Below are 25,159 nucleotides of genomic sequence, written 5' to 3'. Positions count from 1 at the left end.
AAAGCGTATCAGTTGAAGTTTAGACGCTAGTTTGTTTTTTTGTTTTGGCAAGTATGGTCATTGGGTTTTTTAGTGATATTGATTTATTAGGGTCTTCCGACAAAATCGCTATTTCCGGACGGTGCTATAGCGTGATCAGTTATAAATTAAAAACAGAAATTGGCGTTAATTGATAAACGTTATTACGCTTTATCTATTTAGTTAAAAAACGGACTATGTGACGGTCTCGCGGCGATAGCGCGGCGGGGTAAATGGAGCGCCCGAATGTCGCAACCGACGCAAAAGCTTCGCCTGAGTGCGCTGATCGCTTTGGTGGTGGGATCGATGATTGGCGGCGGGATTTTTTCCTTACCGCAAAACATGGCGGCGCGCGCCGATGCCGGGGCGATATTGATTGGTTGGGCGATCACTGCCGTGGGCATGCTGACCCTGGCCTTCGTCTTTCAGACCCTGGCCAATCGCAAACCCGAACTGGACTCCGGGGTGTACGCCTACGCCAAGGCCGGGTTTGGCGATTACATGGGATTCTCGTCTGCCTGGGGATACTGGATTAGCGCCTGGCTGGGCAATGTCGGTTATTTCGTGTTGCTGTTCAGCACCCTCGGTTATTTCTTTCCGGTCTTCGGCCAGGGCAACACACCCATCGCCATCGGCTGCGCGTCGGTACTGCTGTGGGCGGTGCATTTTCTGGTGCTGCGCGGGATCAAGGAGGCGGCGTTCATCAATCAACTGACCACCGTGGCCAAGATCGTGCCGCTGATCATGTTCATCGTCATCGCCGCCGTGGCCTTCAAGGCGGACATCTTCACCCGCGACATCTGGGGTCGCAGCAACCCGAATTTCGGCGGCGTGATGGATCAGGTGCGCAACATGATGCTGGTCACCGTGTTCGTCTTCATCGGCATAGAAGGCGCCAGTGTGTATTCGGCGAGGGCGGAGAAACGGTCGGACGTGGGCCGGGCGACGGTCATCGGTTTTATCGGTGTGTTGGCGCTGTTGGTGCTGGTGAACGTGTTATCCCTCGGGATCATGAGCCAACCGGAATTGGCCACGTTGCAGAACCCGTCGCTGGCGGCGGTGCTGGAACACGTGGTCGGCCCTTGGGGCGCGCTGTTGATCAGTATAGGCCTGGCTATTTCGCTGTTGGGAGCTTTGTTGTCGTGGGCGCTGCTGTGCGCCGAAATCCTCTTCGCCACCGCGAAAGACAAGACCATGCCAGCCTTCCTGAAAAAGGAGAACGCCAACCATGTGCCGGTCAACGCACTGTGGCTGACCAACGTGATGATCCAGATTTTTCTGCTGATCACCCTGTTTTCCGCCGGTACTTACACCAGCCTGATTTACCTCGCCTCGTCGATGATTCTGGTGCCGTACCTGTGGTCGGCGGCGTATGCGGTGTTGTTGAGCGGGCGAGGGGAAACCTATGAGCATGCTTCGGCCGAGCGCACGAAAGACTTGCTGATCGGCGGCATTGCCCTGTGTTACGCAGTTTGGTTGTTGTACGCCGGCGGGGTGAAATACCTGCTGCTCTCGGCGTTGTTGTATGCACCGGGGGTGATTTTGTTTGCCCAGGCCAAGCGGGAACAGGGTGAGCCATTGTTCACGTTGATGGAGAAGGGGATTTTCAGCTGTGTGATCGCCGGGGCGGGGCTGGCGGCGTATGGGTTGTACAGCGGATTGTTGTCGTTGTGAGGTTATTGCTGGCGTATCAACCGCCTTATGACTGGTCGGCGATGCTGGGATTCTTGTCGGCGCGGGCCGTGGTCGGGATGGAAACCGTGGTCGATGGGGTGTACTCGCGCAGCATCGGGTTGAACGGTGTTCACGGTGTGATTTCGGTCAGGCCAGGGACGGGCGATGTGCTGGAAGTGACGCTGGATTTTCCTGATTCAGCGGCAGTACCGGAAATTGTCACGCGGCTACGGCGGATGTTTGATCTGGATGCGAATTTGCCAGCCATTCATCGACAACTGACGGTTGATCCGTTGATGGCGCGCTTGATTGCCGCGCGTCCGGGGCTGCGAGTGCCCGGGGCTTGGGATGGCCTGGAGTTGGCCATTCGTGCAGTGTTGGGGCAGCAGATCAGCGTGGTCGCGGCGATCAAGTTGGCGGGGAAACTGGTAGTGCAATATGGACAGCCATTGCAGTCGCCGATGCCGGGGTTGAGTCATGTGTTTCCTGATGCTGCCGTATTGGCCGCAGCGGATCTGGCAACGTTGGGGATGCCGAAAAGTCGCGGTCGGACCTTGTCCGGCGTGGCGCAGGCGTTGCTGGATGATCCCCGGTTGTTTGAACCGGAACGGGAGGGCGGTGTGGCGCGGTTGCTGGCGTTGCATGGGATTGGTGACTGGACGGCGCAATACATTGCCTTGCGGCAGTTGCGGGAGATGGATGCGTTTCCGAATGGGGATGTGGGCCTGATCAATTCGCTGGCGGCGCTGGAAGGTGGAGCAGTGACGGCTCGGGAGTTGTGGGCACGGGCCGAGGCTTGGCGGCCCTGGCGAGGGTATGCGGCGCAGGTGCTTTGGACATCGCTGAGCCGACCGGATTGAGCTGAGATGTGTAGTGATTTTCCGGACCTCTTCGCGGGCAAGCCCGCTCCCACAGTGAACGAGTTTCCTTGGAGGAATGAGATCACCTAATGTGGGAGCGAGCCTGCTCGCGATAGCTATCTGATGGTTACCACCACTGCGCGCGATAGGAACCCAATTCCGCGGCTGGAAGTGCCCACTGCAGTGGTGTCCCGGTGATTTTCAGCGGCACATGAAGCCGGTGGGCCGGACCCCAAGGTGTCTGTTCAACCAACATTCCTTGATCGCTTTGATCCTCCGCCCGCAACGCCTCATCGGTCCCCGCTCCATTTTCAATCAGCAACTTGGCGGTCCGCGCCAATGACAACCTGGCCGACCCGCCACACCCCAATAACTTGATCGCCGCCGCTGCCATTAAATACCCGGTGGCGTGATCAAGCGCCTGCACCGGCAGCGGCGTCGGTTTGTTCGCTTTCTTCCACTGCATCCCCGCTTCGGCAATCCCGCTGCTCATCTGTACCAAACTGTCGAACCCTCGACGGTTCTGCCAGGGGCCGCTCCAACCGTAGGCGTTGAGGCACACATCTATCAGGCCCGGCGCCAGTTTTTGACGCACGGCGACGCCGTACCCCAACCTTTCCAATGCATCGGCGCGGTAGCCGTGGAGCAGAATGTCGGTGTCCTTGAGCAGGCTTTCGAACACTGCGCGATCAGTCCTGTCGTGCAGATCCAGGCGTGCGCAGCGTTTGCCCAAGGTAACTTCCGGCACCACGCCCGGTTCGTTCCAGGTCGGCGGGTCGATGCGCAGCACGTCGGCGCCGAGCCCTGCGAGGAAGCGGCTGGCGATCGGGCCGGCGAGTACCCGCGTCAGGTCCAGCACTTTGATCCCGGCCAGCGGTTGGGCCACCGAACCCTGCCACGGTTTGGCGTTTTGGCTGTCGTCGACGCTGAACTGAATCAGCGGTTCGGCGTTCACGGCCTGACCCTGGGGGTGAACCTGCCATTGTGTCCAGGTTCGCATCTCGGCGGCGCAACCACCGGCCTCGACCACTGCCTGTTCCAAATCGCTTTTGGCCCATTGAGCTACTTTGCCCGCCGCCACGGCGCGGTCGGCACAGGCGCCGAGCACGCTTTCAGCGGCGGCACGATGATGAGGCGCGTTGGTGTGCAGGCGGATCCAGCCGTCCTTGGTCGCATAGTCACCGGCAACCGCGTCCCACAACGGCGGGACGCTCCAGCCCACAGGGCGGATCGAGGTGGCGAACCAGAACGACGCAAGGCGGCGATCGACTTCAAGGGTAGGCAAACGGCCGGTGTGTTGTTGCAGCAATTCGCTGACAGCCTGACCGGCGGCGGCAATGCTGGCACAGGCCAGGTCAGTTACGGCAAACGCCGAGGGCAGGGCGCCACTCGAGGTGAACGGGATTGGTGTATGCGGCAAGCCGAGTGCGGCTTGAATGGACGTGAGTAAATCAGTCATCGAAGGCCCTCCGGAGCGAGAGGCCCGAGCATAGATCAAAATGTCACCTGTAGGAGCGAGGCTTGCCCGCGAATGGTACGACGCGGTACTTCAGACAGACCGCGTTATCGTTCTTCGCGGGCAAGCCTAGGGCAAGCCTCGCTCCTACAAGGGCGGGGTGATCGGGCGGTTTGGGGGTGGTGGCGTAGGCCTGTTCGAGCAATACAGTAAAGCGGTTGAACGCATCGATTGCGCCTTTAAAGGCTTCTTCCTGCACGCTCGGCGCCAGCCCATCGAGCGTCTTGACGAAGCTTTCCAGCCTTCAGCGCGGCCACCGGCCGGTTCGGCGAGATGACGAGCGCCAGAGGTTTCGCTCAGGAGCGTGACAACCCTCCCAGTCATTGCATGGCTGCAAATGTCAGATATTTCAGAGACTGGCGTAGGCGCGGTCCCAAACGTTTCCTGGCCCCTCAAACCGTTCTGGATGACGGCTATACCTCTGTTGATACTTCGTTTTCTACGGGGTCAGTTGGCAGGAGCATCAAGTGACGGCACTCCAGGAACGGGATAAGCCAGTTCTCAATAACGGTCCATCGTTGAGTTTCGCGAATCGGCAATTTGCTCGCGTACTGACAATCATTGCGCTGGCGCTTGCCGCTGGCGGTTGTGTTTTTGCACCGGCAGAAAGCTTTACCTTGCAGGCCGAAGTGCCGGCCGATTTCAGGGTTAAGGCCGATGCCTATTACGAGCCGGCCAGCGGCGAAACCTGTGAGGCGCCGCCGCGCCAGCGCGGAAAAGTGGCGCCGAACCGCAAGTTTTTCACCAGTGAATACCAGAAGGTTGCGCGCACGGCGGAGTTTCAGATCCCGCTGACGACGCGCGCAGGCGGCTGTCCGTTGGTGTTGAGTAGCTTGAAACTGAATCTCGACGCGAAGTGGGGAACGCGCTGGTCTGACATCGGCGGTGACTTTGCCAGCCTGTCCTTTTACGACGAACTTGCAGATGACCGTCCAGGTTTTCCAGCCTCCGGTATTCAGGCGTTTCAAGGGCAATGCCAGTGGTTGTTTCGCACTCTGGGACCCAAACGCAATATTCGGAAGATCCTACACTGCCGGGCTGTTGACGCGGATGGACAGATGGTGAAACGCATGGCGGGCGGGGTATTGCAGCGCGATCAGTTGCCGGGCAGGACGGTGAGGATGGTGTTCAGCATGGCGGCCGAGGAGCGGCCCTTTGGGCAGGACACCTGGATCCGTTTCCCCCAAGGTTGGAAACGTTGCCTGGGCGAAAGCCTTGAGGATCAATACGCCTTCTGTCGCGGCAACACCGTCGATTTCAAACCTTTCAAAATGCCCGACGGCAGAACTTGTACCGTTTACCCCAACTGCACTGAATAAGGAAATCAGACATGGCACTTCAGGAGCGTGACACTCCTTGTTTCAGCAAAAAAATGCTGGCTTGCCCATTACGGGGGCACTGGACAAGTTTTCAATTGGTTGACGAACAGGGCGATGGAAAACCCTATGGCGGCTTGCATTACACCGTTATGGACAGCATCGGCCAAGAGTATAGCGGACGGTTGGATGGTGAAGGGTTTGCCAAAGTAGAGAACCATTACCGTGGGCCTGTCGTACTCAGCATGGACAAGCGGTACAGCGGACTCGATAAGCAATATGAAAACTTGATAAAACGAGACTATTACCCCCTCCCCATCACCGAACTCCAGTACCGCGCCGAACAAACCCGATTCTTCCACGAAGACGGATTTCGTCGTGAACACAACCCGGCCATCAAAGACGCCGATGTCTTCGTCCAGGTCGAGGTGCGGGACCTGGTCCGTGATGGTGCGCATTTGCCACCGGTGGTCCAGCGCTTCTACCAACCCCAAAGCACACTGCTTCGGGCCATGAGCGAACTGGGTTTCGGCCCCGAGCACTCGTTCGGCATTGCGCTGAGCCCCAACCAACACAATGTGCTGGAAGTGCGGCCGATGCGCGCCTTGCGGCCCCTGCTGTCTACCGATGACAAATTCTGTGCGCTGAATCTCTATCAACTGGCCCTGATGGCGACCTTGAGTTACACCGACTTCGCCCAGGACCCGCGCGAAAAGCCGCTGGATAAAGTGCGCTTTCCTGAGGATCCGAGCATCGGCAATCTGTTTGGCGAGGCGTTGGCCAGTTACCGGGAAAATTGGCGAATTGATAAGAGCCAGTCCCAAAGATTTTACCCGTTGTACGAAGACGTGCCCTATTCAAAACGGCTGGAAATCCTGCCGTTCGACCCGACGCTGTATGAGCAAAACCACCAGGACAAAGGCAAGGACCAGGAACACCCGGCCAACCAGCATTTCTTCGATGATCAGGAAGATGGCGGCGATACCCAGGCGTTCATTTGTCACCATGATGAAGGCATTCTGATTTCAGTGCGCGGCACAGCCAGCCTGAAAGATGCATTACGTGACGTGCACGCGCTTCAGGTTCCGTTCGAGGAAGGTGTCGGGAGCGTCCATCAGGGTTTTTACAGTGCGTTTCAGGCGATGAAAGCGTTCGTTTTGCGTTATCTGGATAAATTTCACACGGGGCAAAAAGTCATCATTTGCGGCCACAGCCTGGGTGGTGCCATCGCCTTGTTGCTGGCCGAAGCACTCCGTCGATTTCCGGATGAGGATTACAACATCCTCCTCTACACCTACGGCGCCCCACGCGCTGGCGACTCGACCTTTGTTGAAGGCGCCACCGACCTCGTCCATCACCGCATGGTCAACCATAACGACCCGGTGCCCGGCGTACCGGCGCCGTGGATGGACGCTAACTGGAAGGTCTGGGTCCCGGGCCTGGTGACGACGGTCTTTTCCGGACTCTATGGCATGTTGCTGTTTGGCGCCGGTCTGGTGCGCGTGGGCGGTGATCCCTATCAGCATCACGGGCAACAGCAGCATTTCATGCCTGTGCGCTTTAATGACAAAGAGTGGTCGTCGATTTTGTGGGACCCGGATTGCGAGTCCATCGACGATGCCGCCTGTACCGCCATGCTGGAAAAGACGCGACGGGGTGATATGCCGGCCCGCGACGGCCTGCTCGCGCAACTGATCAACTACACCGACCATATGATGGTTGCCAGTTACATTCCTTTTGCCTGGGCAACCTTGCGCCGCTGGCAACAAGCCCAGGAAACCGGCGCAACCATTGTCACCGACCGCGAGTACCGCGTCATCGAATACGCCTTGGCAACGCTCAGGGAGAAACTTTACGAGTATGCCCGCCAGGCGCGCCATAACGAGGGGCCGGATGGTGCGACGACGAAGGAAAAGGCCGCGATGGATGCGCTGTACGGAGAGCAAGATCGGCTGGAGAGAACCCAAAAGCGTTTGCAAACCGTGCGCAATCGCCGCCTTACCCTGGCGGATGTGTACGGCAGTGCTGCCCGGTTACCGGAGTTCACCGGTAGCGTGGAGCGCTGGGCAAAACACGCTGAAAACCAGAGCCCGGTGCAGTACGCAATGATTCCAAGGCAATTGGATGATGGATTTTTGCTGGCCCGCGAGCCGCTGGATATCGATTCGATCAGCTGAGTGTGGCCAACCTTTTAAAGGACTATCCGATGCATGACTCAATCTCCAAACCGCACTTCTATCTCGATATCAGCGGGTTGCAGCATGACTTTCAGGTCCTGGCCTTCAAAGCCAGTGAATCGATCAGCCAGCCCTATGAGGTGACGCTGGAACTGGTCAATGAGCAGTCGAATCTTGACCTCGAGACGCCGCTGCACAAACCTGCATTCCTCGGCTTTGGCCCTCCCGGCGAGGGCTTGCACGGGCTGGTTTATAACTTTGCGCAGCGAGAGTCAGGTAAACGACTGACGCGTTATGAATTGACGTTAGTGCCTCAACTGGCGTATCTGGCCCACTGCAGCGACCAGCGAATTTTTCAGCATCGCAGCGTCGAGCAGATCATTACCGAAGTTTTGAACAAGCACGGCATTCTCGGCGATACGTTCGCTTTTCAATTGGGCCCAAGCGTCTATCCGCCGCGCGAGTACTGTGTTCAGTTCAATGAAACCGATCTGGGGTTTATTCAGCGCCTCTGTGAAGAGTCGGGTATTCACTATCATTTTCAGCACAGCCCAGAAGGGCACCTATTAGTGTTTGGCGATGATCAGACCTATTTTCGCCGGTTAGCGCCGTCAGTCTTTCGACAAAAAAATGGTCAGGTTGCCGATCACCCGGTGATTGACACTTTCGGCGTGCGTTTCGCCACTCGTCCCAGTCAGGTGGCGATTCGGGACTATGACTTCGAAAAGCCGAACCGGCGTCTCGAAGAAAAGCGCGCAAGCCCGGTCGCTCCGCCCCTGGAGGATTACCGGGCGCCGGGACGTTTCAAAAACGGTGATGAGGGCAAGCGGCTGGCCACGCGCCAGTTGGAGCAACATCGCAGCGACTACTGCTTGGCGGAAGGCTCCAGCGACCTCGGTAACCTGCACAGCGGTCACTTTCTCGTCATGACTGATCATCATCGTGCGCAATGGAATGATCTTTGGCTGCTGACCGGCGTGACCCATGAAGGCCAGCAATTACAAGTGCTGGAAGAGGCGATGCCCAGTCAGATCCATGCCGCGGACTTTCAGGGTTATCGAAACACCTTCACCGCGACGCCTTGGGAGGCTCTGTATCGACCGCCGAAAAAATACCCCAAACCGACCATTTCCGGCAGTCAGACCGCCAAAGTCACCGGGCCGGCAGAAGAGGAAATCCACTGTGATGAATACGGTCGGGTCAAAGTCTGTTTTTACTGGGACCGTACCGACCCGCAAACCGATAAAAGCAGTTGCTGGCTGAGAGTCTCGACCGTTTTGGCTGGCGACGGCTACGGAATGGTCAGCATTCCCCGTGTCGGCATGGAAGTATTGGTCACCTTTATGGATGGCGACCCCGATCGCCCTGTGATTTCCGGTTGTCTGCCTCACCGTACCAACCCGGTGCCCTATGAACTGCCGCAGAACAAGACCCGAAGCGTCTTTCGTAGTCGCAGTTCGAGCAAGAGCACAGGGTTCAATGAATTGCATATCGAAGATCGCGCCGGGCAAGAGTTGATCTACGTTCGGGCGCAGCGCGACATGGAGCAAAAAATTGAAAACGACAGTCGGCTGGAAGTCGGTCGCGAGCGCCGGGAAACGATCAGGGGCACCAGCACCAGTGTGTTCGAGACCGAAGAACATCGCACCACGACAGGCGACCGCAAAACCCGGCTAATGGCCAATGATCATCTGCACATCGCGCTAAGCAGCCATACCTATGTGGGTGAGGTGCTGGTCGCTGAGGCGGGTCAGGAAATTCACTTCAAAGGGGGAGTGAAACTGGTGCTCGACGCAGGCGATAACATGACCTTGTGTGCTGGCGATCAGCACTTTGTGATCAGTTCGAGTGGCATTTACAGCAGTTGTGCAATCGAGGTGGGGGGCAGCCCCGCGCTGGGTACGCTGGCGGCACCGTTGATACCGGGTGCAACTCAGGCATTGACGGCCCCGATCGAACGAGCGCCGGTCATCGCTCTTGTCCAACGGGCGCTGATGGCTCTGGCTGGCGAGCAATCCGCAGACTTCTGCCCGATCTGCGAAGCCTGTCGAGAGGGAGTTTGTTCAACCGAAGGAGTCTGCGCATGAGCAACCTGCCTGTTCAGTGGATGGCGCAGCAATCACAACTTGGTCGCGGTCTGTGTTTGATACTTGACTCGAAGGCGGCGCCGCGGATTCATCAGAGCTTGTTGCACCAGCTGACACCTGAACACTATCGCAGCGTCTACAGGGAAACCGCCGTCTCCGCGCTGGCCGTGGGCGGCCCGTTTATTTTTTCAATCGATAGTCTGAACCCGTCATCGCTCAATGAGTTGTTCGAAGGGCAGTCCCTGGATTGGGGGTGGCTGGCGAGCATCGAAAATCACTCGATCGGAATGCTGGTGAAACATTGGCGCGAACGTCTGTTAATCGGGAAGCGATCGCAACAGGCGCTGTACCGTTTCCACGATAATCGGGTGTTGGCGCGAGCGCTGGCTCATCTTCCCGAGTCGGCGTACCCCGAATATCTGGGGCCGGTCATCAGTGCCTGTTACTGGCAGGGCGAGCACTGGACGACAGTAGAGAATCCGGCGTCGGGCGAATACCCGGTCCCCGACTCTGCGCAATGGCTGGATATCCCGGCACCGGTCAACCAGGAGCGGGCGATCCTGTTGGCTAATGTGGGTCAGTACTTGTTGGCCGAGCACAGTGAGGACCTTGCCCGATTGCCGGAAGGCCTGTCGCCGAGAGCCTGGCTGATAGAACAACTCGACCTGGCACAGCGGTGGGGATGGCAGACGCCGGAGCAACTGCATTTTTTGGTTGTCGAGCGTTTGCGGGAGATGCACACGCCCCGTATCAAAAACTGGGATCCGAGGCCTGAAGAGTACGCGCAGGCTCATTTTGAGCGCCTGCGCGGCGAGTGACTTCCCGGGATCAAAACCTGTCGGTAGACCGCAAGCCTGTGCTAGCCCCGTCCCGACAGATAGGTCGCGTAATCCGGGATGCGGTGTTCGTGAGCCTGATCCATCAACGGGCTGCTGAGCAGGTAATCGGCGCTGCATTCGTTGCAGGCCACCGGAATGTTCCACACCGCAGCGACCCGCAGCAGCGCTTTGATGTCCGGGTCGTGGGGTTGCGGTTCGAACGGATCCCAGAAGAACACCAGCATGTCGACTTTCTGCTCGGCGATTTGCGCGCCGAGTTGCTGGTCGCCACCCAAGGGGCCGCTGATCATGCTTTCCACTGGCAGGTCGAGGCGTTGTTGCAACAACAACCCCGTCGTGCCGGTGGCGACCAGTTCATGTTGCGCGAGTTTGTCTTTCTGCCGCTCAGCCCAATCCAGCAAAAATATTTTGCAGTGGTCGTGGGCAACCAGGGCGATACGCTTGCGCGCTGCCAGGGTTTTTTGCGTAAAGCTGATACCGATCATGGGTTGCTCCAGGGCAACAGATAGGGCGATAGCGATCTGAGGACGCCTTCGCCCTGTAGGAGCCGGCTTGCCGGCGAAGGCGATCTTGAGGGCGCCTTCGCTGGCAAGCCAGCTCCTACGGCGCGGGCTTATTCCGCGTTGCACAGCGCCAGGCAGTTATCGAGCATGCGGTTGGAGAAGCCCCATTCGTTGTCGTACCAGGCCAGCACTTTGAGCAGCTTGCCGCTGGACTTGGTGTGGTTGGCGTCGAAGATCGACGACAGCGGGTTGTGGTTGAAGTCGCTGGAAACCAGCGGCAGGGTGTTGTAACCCAGAATCTTCGAGTGCTGGCTGGCTTGTTTAAGCATCGCGTTGACTTCATCGGCCGATGCTTCACGCTTGAGCTGCACGGTCAGGTCCACCAGCGACACGTTGATCACCGGAACACGCACCGCCATGCCAGTCAGTTTGCCCGCCAGTTCCGGCAGCACCAGGCCTACCGCTTCAGCGGCGCCGGTCTTGCTCGGGATCATGTTCTGGGTGGCGGAGCGGGCGCGGTACGGGTCGGTGTGGTAGACGTCGGTCAGGTTCTGGTCGTTGGTGTAGGCGTGGATAGTGGTCATCAGACCGCTTTCGATGCCCAGTTCGCGGTGCAGCACCTGGGCCACCGGGGCCAGGCAGTTGGTGGTGCACGAGGCGTTGGAAATGATCTGGTGCGATTGGCGCAGAATGTCGTGGTTAACCCCATAAACCACAGTGGCGTCGGCGCCTTTGGCCGGGGCCGAGATAATCACTTTGCGCGCGCCCGCCGTAATATGCGCGGCGGCTTTGGCACGGTCGGTGAACAGACCGGTGCATTCGAACACGACGTCGACCTTCTCCGCAGCCCAAGGCAATTCAGCCGGGTTGCGAATGGCGCTGACCGAAATACGGTCGCCGTTGACGGTCAGGCTTTCCTGATCGTGCTGGACATCGGCATCGAATGTGCCGTGAACGGTGTCGTACTTGAGCAGATGCGCGTTCATCGAGCTGTCGCCCAGGTCGTTGATCGCTACGATCTGCAGGTCCTGGCGATAGCCTTGGGTATACAGTGCGCGGAGGACATTACGGCCGATACGGCCAAAACCATTGATTGCGATTCGAAGAGTCATTTACAGCGCCGCCGTCGTTTTGTTGTTGGAATTACAAGATTATTCGCAAAAAAATAGAAAACAAGCCTTTTTAGTGGCAATATTTTGTTTTATCTACAACGAGTGACCTGAATCAACTGGTCCGAATGATCAAGAAAACCGTCTGTCACCCCGATCACAGCGGTGCTTGGTCAGCATAGACAATCAGGTCGCCACATCCGTTAGCCTGGAGTTCTACACATGCATCCCCGCGTCCTTGAGGTCACCGAACGGCTTATCGCCCGCAGCCGCACCACGCGTGAGGCTTACCTTGCATTGATCCGCAGCGCCGCCAGCGACGGTCCGATGCGCGGCAAGCTGCAATGCGCCAACTTCGCCCATGGCGTGGCCGGGTGTGGCAGCGACGACAAGCACAGCCTGCGGATGATGAACTCCGCCAACATCGCAATAGTTTCGTCATATAACGACATGCTCTCGGCGCATCAGCCGTACGAAGTCTTTCCGGAACAGATCAAAAAAGCCCTGCGCGAAATCGGCTCCGTCGGCCAGTTCGCCGGTGGCACCCCCGCGATGTGCGATGGTGTGACACAGGGCGAGCCAGGCATGGAACTGAGCCTGCCGAGCCGCGAAGTGATCGCGTTGTCCACCGCTGTGGCGCTGTCCCACAACATGTTCGATGGCGCGCTGATGCTCGGCATCTGCGACAAGATCGTGCCGGGCTTGATGATGGGCGCGTTGCGTTTCGGTCATCTGCCGACGATTTTCGTGCCGGGCGGACCGATGGTGTCGGGCATTTCCAACAAGCAGAAAGCCGATGTGCGTCAGCGCTACGCCGAGGGCAAGGCGACTCGCGAAGAGCTGCTGGAATCGGAGATGAAGTCCTATCACAGCCCTGGCACCTGCACTTTCTACGGCACCGCCAACACTAACCAGTTGCTGATGGAAGTCATGGGCCTGCACTTGCCGGGCGCCTCATTCGTCAACCCGAACACCCCGTTGCGCGATGCCCTGACCCGCGAAGCGGCGCACCAGGTCACCCGCCTGACCAAGCAGAACGGCGACTTCATGCCGATCGGCGAAATCGTCGACGAGCGTTCGCTGGTCAACTCCATCGTCGCGTTGCACGCCACCGGCGGCTCGACCAACCACACGCTGCACATGCCGGCCATCGCCATGGCCGCGGGCATCCAGTTGACCTGGCAGGACATGGCCGACCTCTCCGAGGTAGTGCCGACCCTGAGCCACGTGTACCCGAACGGTAAAGCCGACATCAACCACTTCCAGGCGGCGGGCGGCATGTCGTTCCTGATCCGCGAACTGCTGGAAGCCGGCCTGCTACACGAAAACGTTAACACCGTGCTCGGCCATGGCCTGAGCCGCTACACCAAAGAACCGTTCCTCGATAACGGCGAACTGGTCTGGCGCGAAGGTCCGATCGAAAGCCTCGACGAAAACATCCTGCGTCCGGTCGCTCGCGCATTCTCGCCAGAGGGTGGCCTGCGAGTGATGGAAGGCAACCTCGGCCGTGGCGTGATGAAAGTATCCGCCGTCGCTTTGGAAAACCAGATCGTCGAAGCACCGGCCATGGTGTTCCAGGATCAGCAGGACCTGGCCGATGCGTTCAAGGCTGGTCTGTTGGAGAAAGATTTCGTCGCGGTGATGCGCTTCCAGGGCCCGCGCTCCAATGGTATGCCGGAGCTTCACAAGATGACGCCGTTCCTCGGCGTGCTGCAGGATCGCGGCTTCAAGGTTGCACTGGTGACCGATGGCCGCATGTCCGGCGCATCGGGGAAAATCCCGGCGGCGATTCACGTCAGCCCGGAAGCTTATGTGGGCGGCGCTTTGGCGCGGGTGCAAGAGGGCGATATCATTCGCGTCGATGGCGTCAAAGGCACCTTGGAGCTTAAGGTGGACGCCGAAGAATTCGCAGCGCGCGAGCCAGCCAAAGGTTTGTTGGGCAACAACATTGGCAGCGGTCGCGAACTGTTTGGTTTCATGCGCATGGCCTTCAGCTCCGCAGAGCAAGGCGCCAGCGCCTTTACTTCTGCCCTGGAGACGCTTAATTGAAACTGGCTCTGGTCGGTGACATCGGTGGCACCAACGCACGTTTCGCGTTGTGGAAAAACCAGCAGCTGGAATCGGTCCAGGTGCTGGCGACGGCAGACCACGCCAGCCCGGAAGAGGCTATTGCGCTCTACCTGAGCGGGCTCGGTCTGGCGCCGGGTTCGATCGGCTCGGTGTGCCTGTCGGTGGCAGGCCCTGTGAGCGGCGATGAATTCAAGTTCACCAACAATCACTGGCGGCTCAGTCGCAAGGGTTTCTGCAAGGCCTTGCAGGTGGATCAACTGCTGTTGGTCAACGACTTCTCGGCCATGGCCCTGGGCATGACCCGTTTGCAGCCTGGCGAATTTCGGGTGGTCTGCGAAGGCACGCCGGAACCGTTGCGGCCAGCGGTGGTGATCGGCCCGGGTACGGGGCTGGGCGTGGGCACGTTGCTGGATCTGGGCGAGGGCCGTTTTGCCCCATTGCCGGGGGAGGGCGGTCACGTCGATCTGCCGCTGAGCAGCCCGCGAGAAACCCAACTGTGGCAACACATCTTCAATGAGATCGGCCATGTCAGCGCTGAAACGGCATTGAGCGGCAGTGGTTTGCCGCGGGTCTACCGGGCGATCTGCGCGGTGGACGGTCACACGCCTGTGCTCGACACGCCTGAGTCGATTACGGCGGCCGGGCTGGCGGGCGATCCGATTGCCCTGGAAGTGCTTGAGCAGTTCTGTTGCTGGCTCGGTCGCGTGGCCGGCAACAACGTGCTGACCACCGGTGCTCGGGGTGGCGTGTACATCGTTGGCGGAGTGATTCCACGGTTTGCCGATTTCTTCATCGAAAGTGGTTTCGCCCGCTGCTTCGCCGACAAAGGTTGCATGAGCGATTACTTCAAAGGCATTCCGGTGTGGCTGGTGACGGCGCCGTATTCCGGCCTTGTTGGCGCGGGTGTGGCACTCGATCAGGCTTAGACCGCGTTGCCTCATTCGCGGGCAAGCCTCGCTCCTACAAGGTTATGCAATACCTGTAGGAGCGAGGCTTGCCCGCGAAGAGGCCGGAACAGGCACCATAGATCCACGATCGATCAGGCATAATCCTCTCTAACACAAACAACAAGGACGCCGCCCCGTGAGCTCAGTCAACAAGTCGATTTTGTTGGTCGATGACGATCAAGAGATACGCGAGTTGCTGGACACCTACCTGACCCGCGCCGGTTTCCAGGTCCGCACCACGCCTGATGGTGCAGGGTTTCGTCAGGCCTTGAACGACGCGCCGAGCGATCTGGTGATTCTCGACGTGATGCTGCCGGACGAAGACGGTTTCAGCCTTTGCCGCTGGATCCGCCAACACCCGCGCCAGGCCCATGTGCCGATCATCATGCTCACCGCCAGTTCCGACGAGGCCGATCGCGTTATTGGCCTGGAACTGGGCGCCGACGACTACCTCGGCAAACCCTTCAGCCCCCGTGAATTGCAGGCGCGCATCAAAGCCTTGTTGCGCCGCGCGCAGTTCGGTCAGGAGCGTTCCGGCAGCGAAGTGCTGGCCTTCGACGACTGGCGGCTGGACATGGTCAGCCATCGTCTGTTCCATATCGACGGTGAAGAAGTGATTCTCTCCGGCGCCGATTTCGCGCTGCTGAAACTGTTTCTCGATCACCCCCAGGAAATCCTCGACCGCGACACCATCGGCAACGCCACCCGTGGTCGTGACTTGATGCCGCTCGATCGCATCGTCGACATGGCAGTCAGCCGTTTGCGCCAGCGCCTTCGCGATACGGAAAAACCACCGAGGTTGATCCGCACCGTGCGTGGCAGCGGCTACCAATTGGCAGCCAACGTGGTTGCCAGCAATGGCCACTGAGTTCCTGCGCAAACTCGCCGGGCGCGTTCCCGTGCCGCGGTCGTTGCTTGGGCGCATGTTACTGCTGACCCTGCTGGCAGTGCTGTTCGCCCAGGCGCTGTCGAGCGTGATCTGGGTTTCGCAATTGCGCGCCACGCAGCTCGAAGGGTTAGTCACCAGTGCCCGTAGCCTGGCGCATTCGATGACGGCCAGCGTCAGTTATTTCCGCTCGTTGCCGGTGGCGTTCAGGCCGTTGGTACTCGATCAATTGCGCAGTATGGGCGGCACCCGTTTCGTGGTGACCCTCAACGACAAACCCTTGGGCATGGAAGTGCTGCCGATCACCCCGCGCAAAGAGGCGGTGCTCAAAGCGGTGGACGAAGTGCTGCGCGAGTCGCTGGGGCAGGACACTGACATCTCGGTGACGTTCGTCAGCCCCGAAGACCTGCGGATTTTCAACGGCGGTCTGAAGCTCGATGAGTTGCCTCGTTCCTGGGCACATTACGCATTGACCCTGGAACCGGTGAACCCGCCGGTGCTGGTCACGCAAATCCAGATGGCGCCGGGCGAGTGGCTGTACATCGCCTCGCTATTGCCCGAGCCCTACACCAGTCTTGAAGAACAAGGCCTGCCGGCGCAGCAGGTCTGGTTCATCGTGCTCACCAGCGGTTTCCTGCTGCTGTTCATCGGCCTGTTGGTGCACTGGCAGAGCCGGCCACTCAAGCGATTGGCGCGGGCGGCTCGGGACATGTCTCTGGGTGCCGAAGTCGAGCCGGTAGCCGAGGGCGGTGGCAGCGAAGTGGTGGAGGTGGGCCGCGCCTTCAATGCGATGCGCGAACGTATCAGCCGTTACCTGACCGAACGCAGCCAGTTGTTCAGTGCGATTTCCCATGACTTGCGCACGCCAATTACCCGGTTGCGACTGCGGGTGGAATTGCTCGAAGACGAAAAGCTGCAAGCCAAGTTCGGCCGTGATCTGGATGAGCTGGAGTTGTTGGTCAAAGGCGCGCTGCAATGCGTGAAAGACACCGACATCCACGAAAACATCGAGCCGGTGGACCTCAATCATGTACTCGACTGTCTGGTGGAGCCGTATCTGGCGCCTAACGGCAATGGCCGTGTGACCCAGCATGGCCGGGCGTTGGCACCGTATCCCGGCAAGCCGTTGGCGCTCAAGCGCTGCATCGGCAACCTGATCGACAACGCCTTGAAATATGGGCAGAACGCGCATCTGCACATCGATGACGACGAAAGCGCGTTTGTCTTGCATGTCGACGATGAAGGGCCGGGCGTGCCGGAGCAGCGGCTGGAGCAAGTGTTCGAGCCGCACTTCCGCTTGGCCGGGCAGCAGCAGGGTTATGGCTTGGGGTTGGGGATTGCGCGCAACATTGCCCACAGCCACGGCGGTGAAGTCAGCCTGCAAAACCTGCGTGAAGGCGGGTTGCGGGTGACGTTGCAGTTGCCGCGATCAATGGATTGACACCGCCCCTGTGGCGAGGGAGCTTGCTCCCGCCGGGGCGCGAAGCGGTCCCGCTTATCCCCAAAAAGAATGGGACTGCTGCGCAGTCCAACGGGAGCAAGCTCCCTCGCCACAAGACATCACTCGCCTCAGAGTCGAGGCAAATGTCACAGCTCGGTGACACAACTCGCCCCCTTCGTTACCTGCCCGCCACCGCCCGTTGTTTAGACTGCCCCCAGTCATAACAACAAAAAAGGTACTCCCATGGACCCCTTCCAACCCGCCTTCAGCAGTTGGCTGAACGCGCCTGCCCATCAACAATGGCTCGCCGCCGAAGGCCTGCGTCTGTTGGCGTTTGCCAAGGATTCAAAGATTGCCGAAGGCTTCGGCAACCTCGATGAAAAGGGTCGCCTCCCGGCCAACGCGCAAGCTGAAACCATGAACACCGCGCGCATGACCCACAGCTTCGCCATGGCTCATATCCAGGGCCTGCCGGGTTTTGCCGAGCTGGTGGATCACGGCATCAAAGCCCTCCGTGGGCCGCTGCATGACGCCGAACACGGAGGCTGGTTCGCCACGCCCGAACATCGCGACGGCAATACCGACAAAGCCGCTTACCTGCATGCTTTCGTTGCATTGGCCGCGAGTTCTGCAGTGGTCGCCCAACGTCCCGGCGCACAAGCGTTGCTTGACGATGCGATCCATATCATCGACACGCATTTCTGGAGCGAGGAGGAGGGCGCCATGCGCGAATCCTTCAACCGCGACTTCAGTTGCGAGGAAGCCTATCGCGGCGCGAACAGCAACATGCACGCCACCGAAGCCTTCCTCGCCCTGGCCGATGTCACCGAGGACAACCGCTGGCTGATTCGCGCCCAACGCATCGTCGAGCGCGTTATTCATGATCACGCCGCGGCCAACGATTACCTGGTGGTCGAGCATTTCGATCGCGACTGGCAGCCGCTGCGTGACTACAACCACGACAACCCGGCCGATGGTTTCCGCCCTTACGGCACCACGCCGGGCCATGGTTTCGAATGGGCGCGGCTGTTGCTGCATCTTGAAGCGGCGCGGGTGCAGGCCGGGATACTCACGCCGGGCTGGCTCGCCACCGATGCGCAAAAACTCTTCGAGCACAATTGCCGTCACGGCTGGGACGTCGACGGTGCGCCGGGCATTGTCTACACCCTCGACTGGGACAATCGCGCGGTGGTTCGTCATCGCCTGCACTGGACCCACGCCGAAGCCAGCGCCGCCGCCAGTGCACTGCTTAAACGCACCGGTGATGAGCAATACGAGCGTTGGTATCGACTGTTCTGGGAGTTTTGTGACAATCATTTCATCGATCGATGCGATGGCAGCTGGCACCACGAACTCGACCCGCTGAACCGTCCGAGCGCCGATATCTGGGCCGGCAAACCCGACCTGTATCACGCCTGGCAAGCCGTTTTGATCCCGCGCCTGCCGCTGGCGCCGAGCATGGCCAGTGCGCTGGCGCAGTTGTCCCAGAGCGTTACTGTGTAACCAGCTATGTAACCATGTGGTGACATTCGCGCGTCCCTTCGTTACCTGCGAAGGGGCATCCCCTGTTTAGAATCCTATGCAGCGCAAGCACCAGACTTGCATGCATAACAACAAGAAAGGTACTACTAGATGAATGCGATTTCTCGCCTCGCTACTGTCATTTCTCTCGCTTCGCTGCTTCCCGTTGCTGCATTCCCTGTCAGTGCCCTTGCTGCCGATTCCAAAGGTTCGGTGGAAGTCGTTCACTGGTGGACGTCTGGTGGTGAAAAAGCAGCCGTCGACGTGCTCAAGGCCCAAGTCGAAAAAGACGGCTTCACCTGGAAAGACGGCGCAGTCGCCGGTGGTGGCGGTTCCACGGCCATGACCGTACTCAAAAGCCGCGCCGTGGCAGGTAACCCGCCGGGCGTTGCTCAGATCAAAGGTCCGGACATCCAGGAGTGGGGCAGCACTGGCCTGCTCAGCACCGATGCGTTGAAAGAAGTTTCCAAGTCGGAAAACTGGGACAGCCTGCTGATCAAGAAAGTCTCCGACACTGTGAAATACGAAGGCGATTACGTCGCCGTTCCGGTGAACATCCACCGCGTCAACTGGCTGTGGATCAACCCGGAAGTCTTCAAGAAAGCCGGGATCGAAAAAGCGCCGACCACCCTCGAAGAGTTCTATGCCGCTGGCGACAAGCTGAAAGCTGCCGGCTTCATCGCGCTCGCTCACGGTGGCCAGCCTTGGCAGGACAGCACCGTGTTTGAAGACGTGGTGCTTTCGGTCATGGGCGCCGACGGTTACAAGAAAGCCCTGGTCGACCTGGATCAGAAAACCCTCTCCGGGCCTGAGATGGCCAAGGCCTTCACCGAGCTGAAAAAAGTCACCGGTTACATGGACCCGAACCGCGCCGGTCGTGACTGGAACATCGCTGCCGCCGACGTCATCAATGGCAAGGCCGGCATGCAGATGATGGGCGACTGGGCCAAGAGCGAATGGACCGCCGCGAAGAAAGTTGCAGGCAAGGACTACCAGTGCGTGCCGTTCCCGGGCACCGAAAAAGCCTTCACCTACAACATCGACTCGATGGCTGTGTTCAAGCTCAAAGCCGATCGCAAAGGCGACATCGCCGCGCAGCAAGACCTGGCCAAGGTCGCTCTTGGCACGGACTTCCAGAAGGTCTTCAGCATCAACAAGGGTTCGATCCCGGTGCGTACCGACATGCTGAATGAAATGGACAAGCTCGGTTTTGACTCTTGCGCTCAAGCGTCCGCCAAAGATTTCCTGGCTGACGAGAAGACCGGCGGCCTGCAACCGAGCATGGCGCACAACATGGCCACTTCCCTGGCCGTGCAGGGCGCGATCTTCGATGTGGTCACCAACTTCATGAACGACAAGAACGCTGACCCGGCCAAGGCCAGCGCGCAACTGGCGTCGGCCGTCAAAGCTGCCCAGTAATCTCCGGCACATATCTGAGAGCGTTCCCCTGTAGGAGCGAGGCTTGCCCGCGAAAGCAATCTGACATTCAACACATTTGTCACCCGTTACACCGCCTTCGCGGGCAAGCCTCGCTCCTACAAAGGATCGCTCTGTGATTCTCACTTCTTCACCTGGATTATCCCGATGAGCTCTGTGGCGGTTTTTAGCAAAGCCTCACCGTTCGACGCATTGCAGCGCTGGCTCCCCAAGCTGGTTTTGGCGCCTAGCATGCTGATCGTCCTGGTTGGTTTTTACGGTTACATCATCTGGACATTTGTTCTGTCCTTCACCAATTCCAGCTTCATGCCGAGCTACAAGTGGGTCGGCCTGCAGCAATACATTCGCCTGATGGACAACGATCGCTGGTGGGTCGCGAGCAAAAACCTCGCGGTGTTCGGCGGCATGTTCATCGGCATCAGCCTGGTGCTGGGTGTATTCCTCGCGGTGTTGCTGGATCAGCGCATTCGCAAGGAAGGCTTCATCCGCACCGTTTACCTGTACCCGATGGCGCTCTCGATGATCGTTACCGGTACCGCATGGAAATGGCTGCTCAACCCAGGCCTGGGTCTGGACAAGATGCTGCGCGACTGGGGCTGGGAAGGCTTCCGCCTCGACTGGCTGGTGGATCAGGATCGCGTGGTGTATTGCCTGGTGATCGCTGCCGTATGGCAAGCCTCCGGGTTTGTGATGGCGATGTTCCTGGCCGGTCTGCGTGGCGTTGATCAATCGATCATCCGCGCGGCGCAAGTCGACGGCGCGAGCCTGCCGACCATTTACCTGAAGATCGTATTGCCGAGCCTGCGCCCGGTGTTCTTCAGCGCCTTCATGATTCTCGCGCACATCGCGATCAAGAGCTTCGACCTGGTGGCGGCGATGACCGCGGGCGGCCCCGGCTACTCGTCCGACCTGCCGGCGATGTTCATGTATTCCTTCACCTTCAGCCGCGGCCAGATGGGCATCGGTTCGGCCAGCGCCATGATGATGCTCGGCGCGATCCTGGCGATTCTGGTGCCGTACCTGTACTCCGAATTGCGAGGCAAACGCCATGAGTAATCAACTTGGCAAACCGGCGATCAGCTTCAGCCGTATCGCAATCTACGCAACGTTGTTGCTGGCCGCGGCGATCTATTTGGTCCCGCTGGTGGTGATGCTGCTGACCAGCTTCAAATCGCCGGAAGACATCCGCACCGGCAACCTGTTGAGCTGGCCGCAAGTGATTGATGGCATCGGCTGGATCAAGGCCTGGGACAGTGTCGGCAGCTACTTCTGGAACTCGGTGAAAATCACCGTCCCGGCGGTACTGATCTCGACCTTCATCGGTGCCATGAACGGCTATGTGCTGTCGATGTGGCGCTTCCGTGGTTCGCAACTGTTCTTCGGCCTGTTGTTGTTCGGCTGCTTCCTGCCGTTCCAGACCGTACTGCTGCCAGCCTCGTTCACCCTCGGCAAGATCGGCCTGGCCAACACCACCACGGGCCTGGTGCTGGTGCACGTGGTCTACGGCCTGGCGTTCACCACGCTGTTCTTCCGCAACTACTACGTGAGCATTCCGGATGCGCTGGTCAAGGCGGCGCGGCTGGATGGCGCGGGCTTCTTCACGATCTTCTGGAAGATCCTGCTGCCGATGTCGATCCCGATCGTGATGGTCTGCCTGATCTGGCAGTTCACGCAAATCTGGAATGACTTCCTGTTCGGCGTGGTCTTCGCCAGTGGCGATGCCCAGCCGATTACCGTGGCCCTGAACAACCTGGTCAACACCAGCACCGGGGCCAAGGAATACAACGTTGATATGGCCGCCGCGATGATCGCCGGGCTGCCGACACTGCTGGTCTACATATTCGCTGGCAAGTATTTCCTGCGTGGGCTGACGTCCGGCGCGGTCAAGGGGTAGAACATGGCAACTCTCGAATTACGCAACGTCAACAAGACCTACGGCGCCGGCTTGCCGGACACCCTGAAAAACATCGAGCTGAAGATCAATGACGGTGAGTTCCTGATCCTGGTCGGTCCATCGGGCTGTGGCAAATCCACCTTGATGAACTGCATCGCGGGTCTGGAAAACATCAGCGGCGGGGCGATCCTGGTGGACGACGCCGACATCAGCGGCATGAGCCCGAAAGATCGCGACATCGCCATGGTGTTTCAGTCCTACGCGCTGTACCCGACGATGAGCGTGCGCGACAACATCGCGTTCGGCCTGAAAATTCGCAAAATGCCGACGGCCGAAATCGACGAAGAAGTCGCTCGCGTGGCCAAGCTGCTGCAAATCGAACACCTGCTCAGCCGCAAACCGGGTCAGCTCTCCGGTGGTCAGCAACAACGCGTGGCCATGGGCCGGGCGCTGGCGCGGCGGCCGAAGATTTACCTGTTCGACGAACCGCTGTCCAACCTCGACGCCAAGCTGCGGGTCGAGATGCGCACCGAAATGAAACTGATGCACCAGCGCCTGAAAACCACCACGGTCTATGTGACTCACGACCAGATCGAAGCCATGACCCTGGGCGACAAAGTGGCGGTGATGAAGGACGGGATCATTCAGCAATTCGGCACGCCGAAAGACATCTACAACAATCCGGCCAACCTGTTCGTGGCGAGCTTCATCGGTTCGCCGCCGATGAACTTCATCCCCCTGCGTTTGCAGCGTAAGGAAGGTCGATTGATAGCGCTGCTCGACAGTGGTCAGGCGCGCTGCGAATTGCCGCTGGCTATGCAGGACGCCGGCCTCGAAGACCGCGAAGTGATCCTCGGCATGCGCCCGGAACAGATCGTGCTGGCGAACGGCGAGCCGAATGGTTTGCCGACCATTCGCGCCGAAGTGCAGGTCACCGAACCGACCGGCCCCGACACCTTGGTATTCGTCAATCTCAACGACACCAAAGTCTGCTGCCGCCTGGCACCGGACGTCGCGCCAGCCGTGGGCGAGACCCTGACTTTGCAATTCGATCCATCGAAAGTGCTGCTGTTCGATGCCAAGACCGGTGAACGCCTGGGGGTGGCCGGCCTGCCAAAAACCGAAGCTCACAGCGCCAACGTCGCCCAATTCAAAGGCCGTTGAGTGTAGGAGCCGGCTTGCCGGCGAATGCGGTTTAACAGTCGACATCACATGTTGAATGTCAGTCCGCATTCGCCAGCAAGCTGGCTCCTACAGGGGGAATCTGTGGCGGGTGATATGTCATCCGTCACAACCGTTGTAAACCGCGTTAGATAAAAACAGTTAATAACAATAAAGACGAGGATGTAGGGATGAAGAAGAACAACAACGCTCAGCTTATCTGCCAGTTGTCAGCTCTTGCGATGATGATTATGGCCGGTAGCGCACACGCGGCTGACGCGTTCAGTGCCGACTCGCAGTGGATGACCGGGGATTGGGGTGGCGCACGGACCAGGCTGATCGAACAAGGTATCGACATCAAGGCCGACTACGTCGGTGAAGTGGGCGCGAATCTGCATGGCGGCTACAACGACGACAAGACGGCGCGTTACGCCGATCAGTTTGGTCTGGGCGTGGCGCTGGACCTGGAAAAGCTGTGGGGCTGGGATAACACCCAGGCCAAGATCCAGCTCACCAACCGTAACGGTGAGAACATCTCCAATGACCGTGTCGGCGACCCGCGTGCCGGCACCTTGAGTTCTTCTCAGGAAGTCTACGGTCGGGGCCACATGGTCCGTTTGACCCAATTGTGGATCAAGCACCAGTTCCTCGACGGTAAACTGGACGTCAAGGCCGGTTACTTCGGCGAAGGCGAAGACTTCAACACCTTCCCTTGCGAGTTCCAGAACCTGGCATTCTGCGGTTCCCAAGCGGGTAACTGGGCTACCAACATCTGGTACAACTGGCCGGTCATGCAGGCGGCGGTTCGCGTGAAGTACAACATCACGCCTGAGTTCTATGCGCAGATCGGCGCGTATAACCAGAACCCGTCGCAACTGGAGCACGGTAACGGCTTCAAGCTCAGTGGCAGTGGTACCGAGGGCACCGTCTTGCCGGTCGAACTGGTCTGGTCACCGAAGGTCAACAACCTGCCGGGCGAATACCGTGTCGGTTACTACAAGAGCACGGCCAATGCCGATGACGTCCGTAAAGACGACAACGGCAATGATGCAGCGACCACCGGCAACGCCTATCGCAGCCATGACAGCAAGCACGGCTACTGGTTCGTGGCGCAGCAACAACTCACCACCCACAACGGCGATGCTTCACGCGGTCTGAACATCGCGGCCAACGCCACCTTCCACGACAAGGACACCAACATCGTCGACAACTACCAGTCGCTGATGTTTGTGTACAAGGGCCCATTCGACGCACGTCCAAAAGATGACGTCGGGATCGGTTTTGCCCGTATCCATGTCAACGATGACGTGAAGAAAAACGCCGAATTGGTCAACGCCGCCAATGGTGTCAGCGACTACAACGATCCACTGTTCTCGCCGTTGCGCTCCACCGAGTACAACTATGAGATCAACTACGGTTTCCACGTTACCAACTGGCTGACCGTACGTCCTAACCTGCAATACATCACTCACCCAGGTGGTGTGGATGAAGTCGACAACGCGCTGGTCGCCGGCCTGAAAATTCAGTCGGTGTTCTAACGCGTCTGCGATAAGCTCCTCTCTATGTGCGCATTTTTGCGGACGGCCATGGCTGTCCGCTTTTTTTTGGGGGCAGCACACCCCTTGGACAGATCGTTCCCACGCTCTGCGTGGTAACGCCGCTCTGGACGCTCTGCGTCCATCGTATGTGACGCAGAGCGTCAC

The 25,159-nt window shown here is 59.1% G+C and carries 19 protein-coding genes and 2 pseudogenes; 17 read left to right on the top strand and 4 right to left on the bottom strand.

The genetic code is table 11. The features are described 5' to 3' along the window. Nucleotides 1-264: 264 nt before the first annotated feature. Nucleotides 265-1,692 (top strand): arginine-ornithine antiporter, encoded by a 1,428-nt coding sequence (gene arcD, locus CKW20_RS19230; protein WP_095054340.1) that lies wholly within the window; start codon nucleotides 265-267, stop codon nucleotides 1,690-1,692. After that, nucleotides 1,689-2,552, top strand: a complete 864-nt coding sequence (locus tag CKW20_RS19225) for a DNA-3-methyladenine glycosylase (protein ID WP_095054339.1) — start codon at nucleotides 1,689-1,691, stop codon at nucleotides 2,550-2,552. Before arcD ends, CKW20_RS19225 begins: the two co-directional genes overlap by 4 nt. A gap of 127 nt (nucleotides 2,553-2,679) precedes the next feature. On the opposite strand, the gene CKW20_RS19220 is transcribed toward CKW20_RS19225, so the two are convergent. Then, on the bottom strand, nucleotides 2,680-4,011 hold the full coding sequence (locus CKW20_RS19220) for a CoA transferase (RefSeq protein WP_095054338.1): 1,332 nt from the start codon (nucleotides 4,009-4,011) through the stop codon (nucleotides 2,680-2,682). A gap of 169 nt (nucleotides 4,012-4,180) precedes the next feature. Further along, nucleotides 4,181-4,425 (bottom strand): annotated as a pseudogene (locus CKW20_RS19215) (biliverdin-producing heme oxygenase); the annotation flags it as partial. A 110-nt stretch (nucleotides 4,426-4,535) separates the two neighbouring features. Between CKW20_RS19215 and CKW20_RS19210 the strand changes: the two are divergent. Genes CKW20_RS19210 through CKW20_RS19195 form a run of 4 tightly spaced genes read left to right on the top strand, consistent with a single transcriptional unit; the run spans nucleotide 4,536 to nucleotide 10,466 of the window. Then, complete coding sequence (locus tag CKW20_RS19210; protein WP_256585080.1) at nucleotides 4,536-5,387, top strand: hypothetical protein; 852 nt, start codon at nucleotides 4,536-4,538, stop codon at nucleotides 5,385-5,387. Between the two features lie 11 nt (nucleotides 5,388-5,398). Continuing rightward, nucleotides 5,399-7,561, top strand: coding sequence for a lipase family protein (locus tag CKW20_RS19205; RefSeq protein ID WP_095054337.1), 2,163 nt, complete (start codon nucleotides 5,399-5,401; stop codon nucleotides 7,559-7,561). 29 nt (nucleotides 7,562-7,590) lie between these two features. Then, complete coding sequence (gene tssI / locus CKW20_RS19200; RefSeq protein WP_095054336.1) at nucleotides 7,591-9,648, top strand: type VI secretion system tip protein TssI/VgrG; 2,058 nt, start codon at nucleotides 7,591-7,593, stop codon at nucleotides 9,646-9,648. Then, nucleotides 9,645-10,466, top strand: coding sequence for a DUF4123 domain-containing protein (locus tag CKW20_RS19195; RefSeq protein WP_095054335.1), 822 nt, complete (start codon nucleotides 9,645-9,647; stop codon nucleotides 10,464-10,466). Before tssI ends, CKW20_RS19195 begins: the two co-directional genes overlap by 4 nt. 41 nt (nucleotides 10,467-10,507) lie before the next feature. Here the strand turns inward: CKW20_RS19195 and CKW20_RS19190 are convergent, their stop codons facing one another. Further along, on the bottom strand, nucleotides 10,508-10,972 hold the full coding sequence (locus tag CKW20_RS19190; RefSeq protein WP_095054334.1) for a methylglyoxal synthase: 465 nt from the start codon (nucleotides 10,970-10,972) through the stop codon (nucleotides 10,508-10,510). A 128-nt stretch (nucleotides 10,973-11,100) separates the two neighbouring features. Further along, entirely contained in the window at nucleotides 11,101-12,102 is a 1,002-nt protein-coding gene (gap, locus tag CKW20_RS19185) for a type I glyceraldehyde-3-phosphate dehydrogenase (RefSeq protein WP_008013978.1), read from the bottom strand. A gap of 219 nt (nucleotides 12,103-12,321) precedes the next feature. Here gap and edd point away from each other — a divergent pair, with 219 nt between their 5' ends. From edd to CKW20_RS19135, 11 genes and pseudogenes are all read left to right on the top strand, one after another. Next, nucleotides 12,322-14,148 (top strand): phosphogluconate dehydratase, encoded by a 1,827-nt coding sequence (gene edd, locus CKW20_RS19180; RefSeq protein WP_095054333.1) that lies wholly within the window; start codon nucleotides 12,322-12,324, stop codon nucleotides 14,146-14,148. Beyond that, nucleotides 14,145-15,095 (top strand): glucokinase, encoded by a 951-nt coding sequence (locus CKW20_RS19175; RefSeq protein ID WP_095054332.1) that lies wholly within the window; start codon nucleotides 14,145-14,147, stop codon nucleotides 15,093-15,095. The genes edd and CKW20_RS19175 overlap by 4 nt, the downstream gene beginning before the upstream one ends. Nucleotides 15,096-15,252: 157 nt before the next feature. After that, a complete protein-coding gene (locus CKW20_RS19170; RefSeq protein ID WP_095054331.1) occupies nucleotides 15,253-15,984 on the top strand; it encodes a response regulator in 732 nt (243 codons plus the stop codon). Beyond that, nucleotides 15,974-17,443: an ATP-binding protein gene (locus CKW20_RS19165; protein WP_095054330.1), complete on the top strand. Its 1,470-nt coding sequence runs from the start codon at nucleotides 15,974-15,976 to the stop codon at nucleotides 17,441-17,443. Before CKW20_RS19170 ends, CKW20_RS19165 begins: the two co-directional genes overlap by 11 nt. Nucleotides 17,444-17,448: 5 nt before the next feature. Then, a pseudogene (locus CKW20_RS30210) lies at nucleotides 17,449-17,559 on the top strand (N-acetyltransferase); the annotation flags it as partial. A 127-nt stretch (nucleotides 17,560-17,686) separates the two neighbouring features. Further along, nucleotides 17,687-18,946: an AGE family epimerase/isomerase gene (locus CKW20_RS19160; protein WP_095054329.1), complete on the top strand. Its 1,260-nt coding sequence runs from the start codon at nucleotides 17,687-17,689 to the stop codon at nucleotides 18,944-18,946. 129 nt (nucleotides 18,947-19,075) lie between these two features. After that, nucleotides 19,076-20,383: an ABC transporter substrate-binding protein gene (locus CKW20_RS19155; protein ID WP_095054328.1), complete on the top strand. Its 1,308-nt coding sequence runs from the start codon at nucleotides 19,076-19,078 to the stop codon at nucleotides 20,381-20,383. 165 nt (nucleotides 20,384-20,548) lie between these two features. Next, nucleotides 20,549-21,457, top strand: coding sequence for a carbohydrate ABC transporter permease (locus tag CKW20_RS19150; protein ID WP_007902369.1), 909 nt, complete (start codon nucleotides 20,549-20,551; stop codon nucleotides 21,455-21,457). After that, complete coding sequence (locus tag CKW20_RS19145) at nucleotides 21,450-22,295, top strand: carbohydrate ABC transporter permease (protein ID WP_030131859.1); 846 nt, start codon at nucleotides 21,450-21,452, stop codon at nucleotides 22,293-22,295. The genes CKW20_RS19150 and CKW20_RS19145 overlap by 8 nt, the downstream gene beginning before the upstream one ends. Before the next feature lie 3 nt (nucleotides 22,296-22,298). Continuing rightward, nucleotides 22,299-23,459 (top strand): ABC transporter ATP-binding protein, encoded by a 1,161-nt coding sequence (locus tag CKW20_RS19140; RefSeq protein ID WP_095054327.1) that lies wholly within the window; start codon nucleotides 22,299-22,301, stop codon nucleotides 23,457-23,459. A gap of 188 nt (nucleotides 23,460-23,647) precedes the next feature. Continuing rightward, nucleotides 23,648-24,994, top strand: coding sequence for a carbohydrate porin (locus CKW20_RS19135; protein ID WP_095054326.1), 1,347 nt, complete (start codon nucleotides 23,648-23,650; stop codon nucleotides 24,992-24,994). Nucleotides 24,995-25,159 lie beyond the last annotated feature (165 nt).

Origin of the sequence: Pseudomonas sp. Irchel s3b2, from assembly GCF_900187445.1 — a bacterium.
Taxonomy (GTDB): domain Bacteria; phylum Pseudomonadota; class Gammaproteobacteria; order Pseudomonadales; family Pseudomonadaceae; genus Aquipseudomonas.
This window is presented reverse-complemented; position numbering and strand designations above follow the sequence as displayed.

Excerpts from the sequence above, each read along its gene's own strand:
- arcD (WP_095054340.1), top strand. The coding sequence starts at position 265 with ATGTCGCAACCGACGCAAAAGCTTCGCCTGAGTGCGCTGATCGCTTTG.
- CKW20_RS19140 (WP_095054327.1), top strand. The coding sequence starts at position 22,299 with ATGGCAACTCTCGAATTACGCAACGTCAACAAGACCTACGGCGCCGGC.
- CKW20_RS19205 (WP_095054337.1), top strand. The coding sequence starts at position 5,399 with ATGGCACTTCAGGAGCGTGACACTCCTTGTTTCAGCAAAAAAATGCTG.
- CKW20_RS19220 (WP_095054338.1), bottom strand. The coding sequence starts at position 4,011 with ATGACTGATTTACTCACGTCCATTCAAGCCGCACTCGGCTTGCCGCAT.
- tssI (WP_095054336.1), top strand. The coding sequence starts at position 7,591 with ATGCATGACTCAATCTCCAAACCGCACTTCTATCTCGATATCAGCGGG.
- CKW20_RS19165 (WP_095054330.1), top strand. The coding sequence starts at position 15,974 with ATGGCCACTGAGTTCCTGCGCAAACTCGCCGGGCGCGTTCCCGTGCCG.
- CKW20_RS19190 (WP_095054334.1), bottom strand. The coding sequence starts at position 10,972 with ATGATCGGTATCAGCTTTACGCAAAAAACCCTGGCAGCGCGCAAGCGT.
- gap (WP_008013978.1), bottom strand. The coding sequence starts at position 12,102 with ATGACTCTTCGAATCGCAATCAATGGTTTTGGCCGTATCGGCCGTAAT.
- edd (WP_095054333.1), top strand. The coding sequence starts at position 12,322 with ATGCATCCCCGCGTCCTTGAGGTCACCGAACGGCTTATCGCCCGCAGC.
- CKW20_RS19135 (WP_095054326.1), top strand. The coding sequence starts at position 23,648 with ATGAAGAAGAACAACAACGCTCAGCTTATCTGCCAGTTGTCAGCTCTT.
- CKW20_RS19160 (WP_095054329.1), top strand. The coding sequence starts at position 17,687 with ATGGACCCCTTCCAACCCGCCTTCAGCAGTTGGCTGAACGCGCCTGCC.
- CKW20_RS19145 (WP_030131859.1), top strand. The coding sequence starts at position 21,450 with ATGAGTAATCAACTTGGCAAACCGGCGATCAGCTTCAGCCGTATCGCA.
- CKW20_RS19155 (WP_095054328.1), top strand. The coding sequence starts at position 19,076 with ATGAATGCGATTTCTCGCCTCGCTACTGTCATTTCTCTCGCTTCGCTG.
- CKW20_RS19150 (WP_007902369.1), top strand. The coding sequence starts at position 20,549 with ATGAGCTCTGTGGCGGTTTTTAGCAAAGCCTCACCGTTCGACGCATTG.
- CKW20_RS19195 (WP_095054335.1), top strand. The coding sequence starts at position 9,645 with ATGAGCAACCTGCCTGTTCAGTGGATGGCGCAGCAATCACAACTTGGT.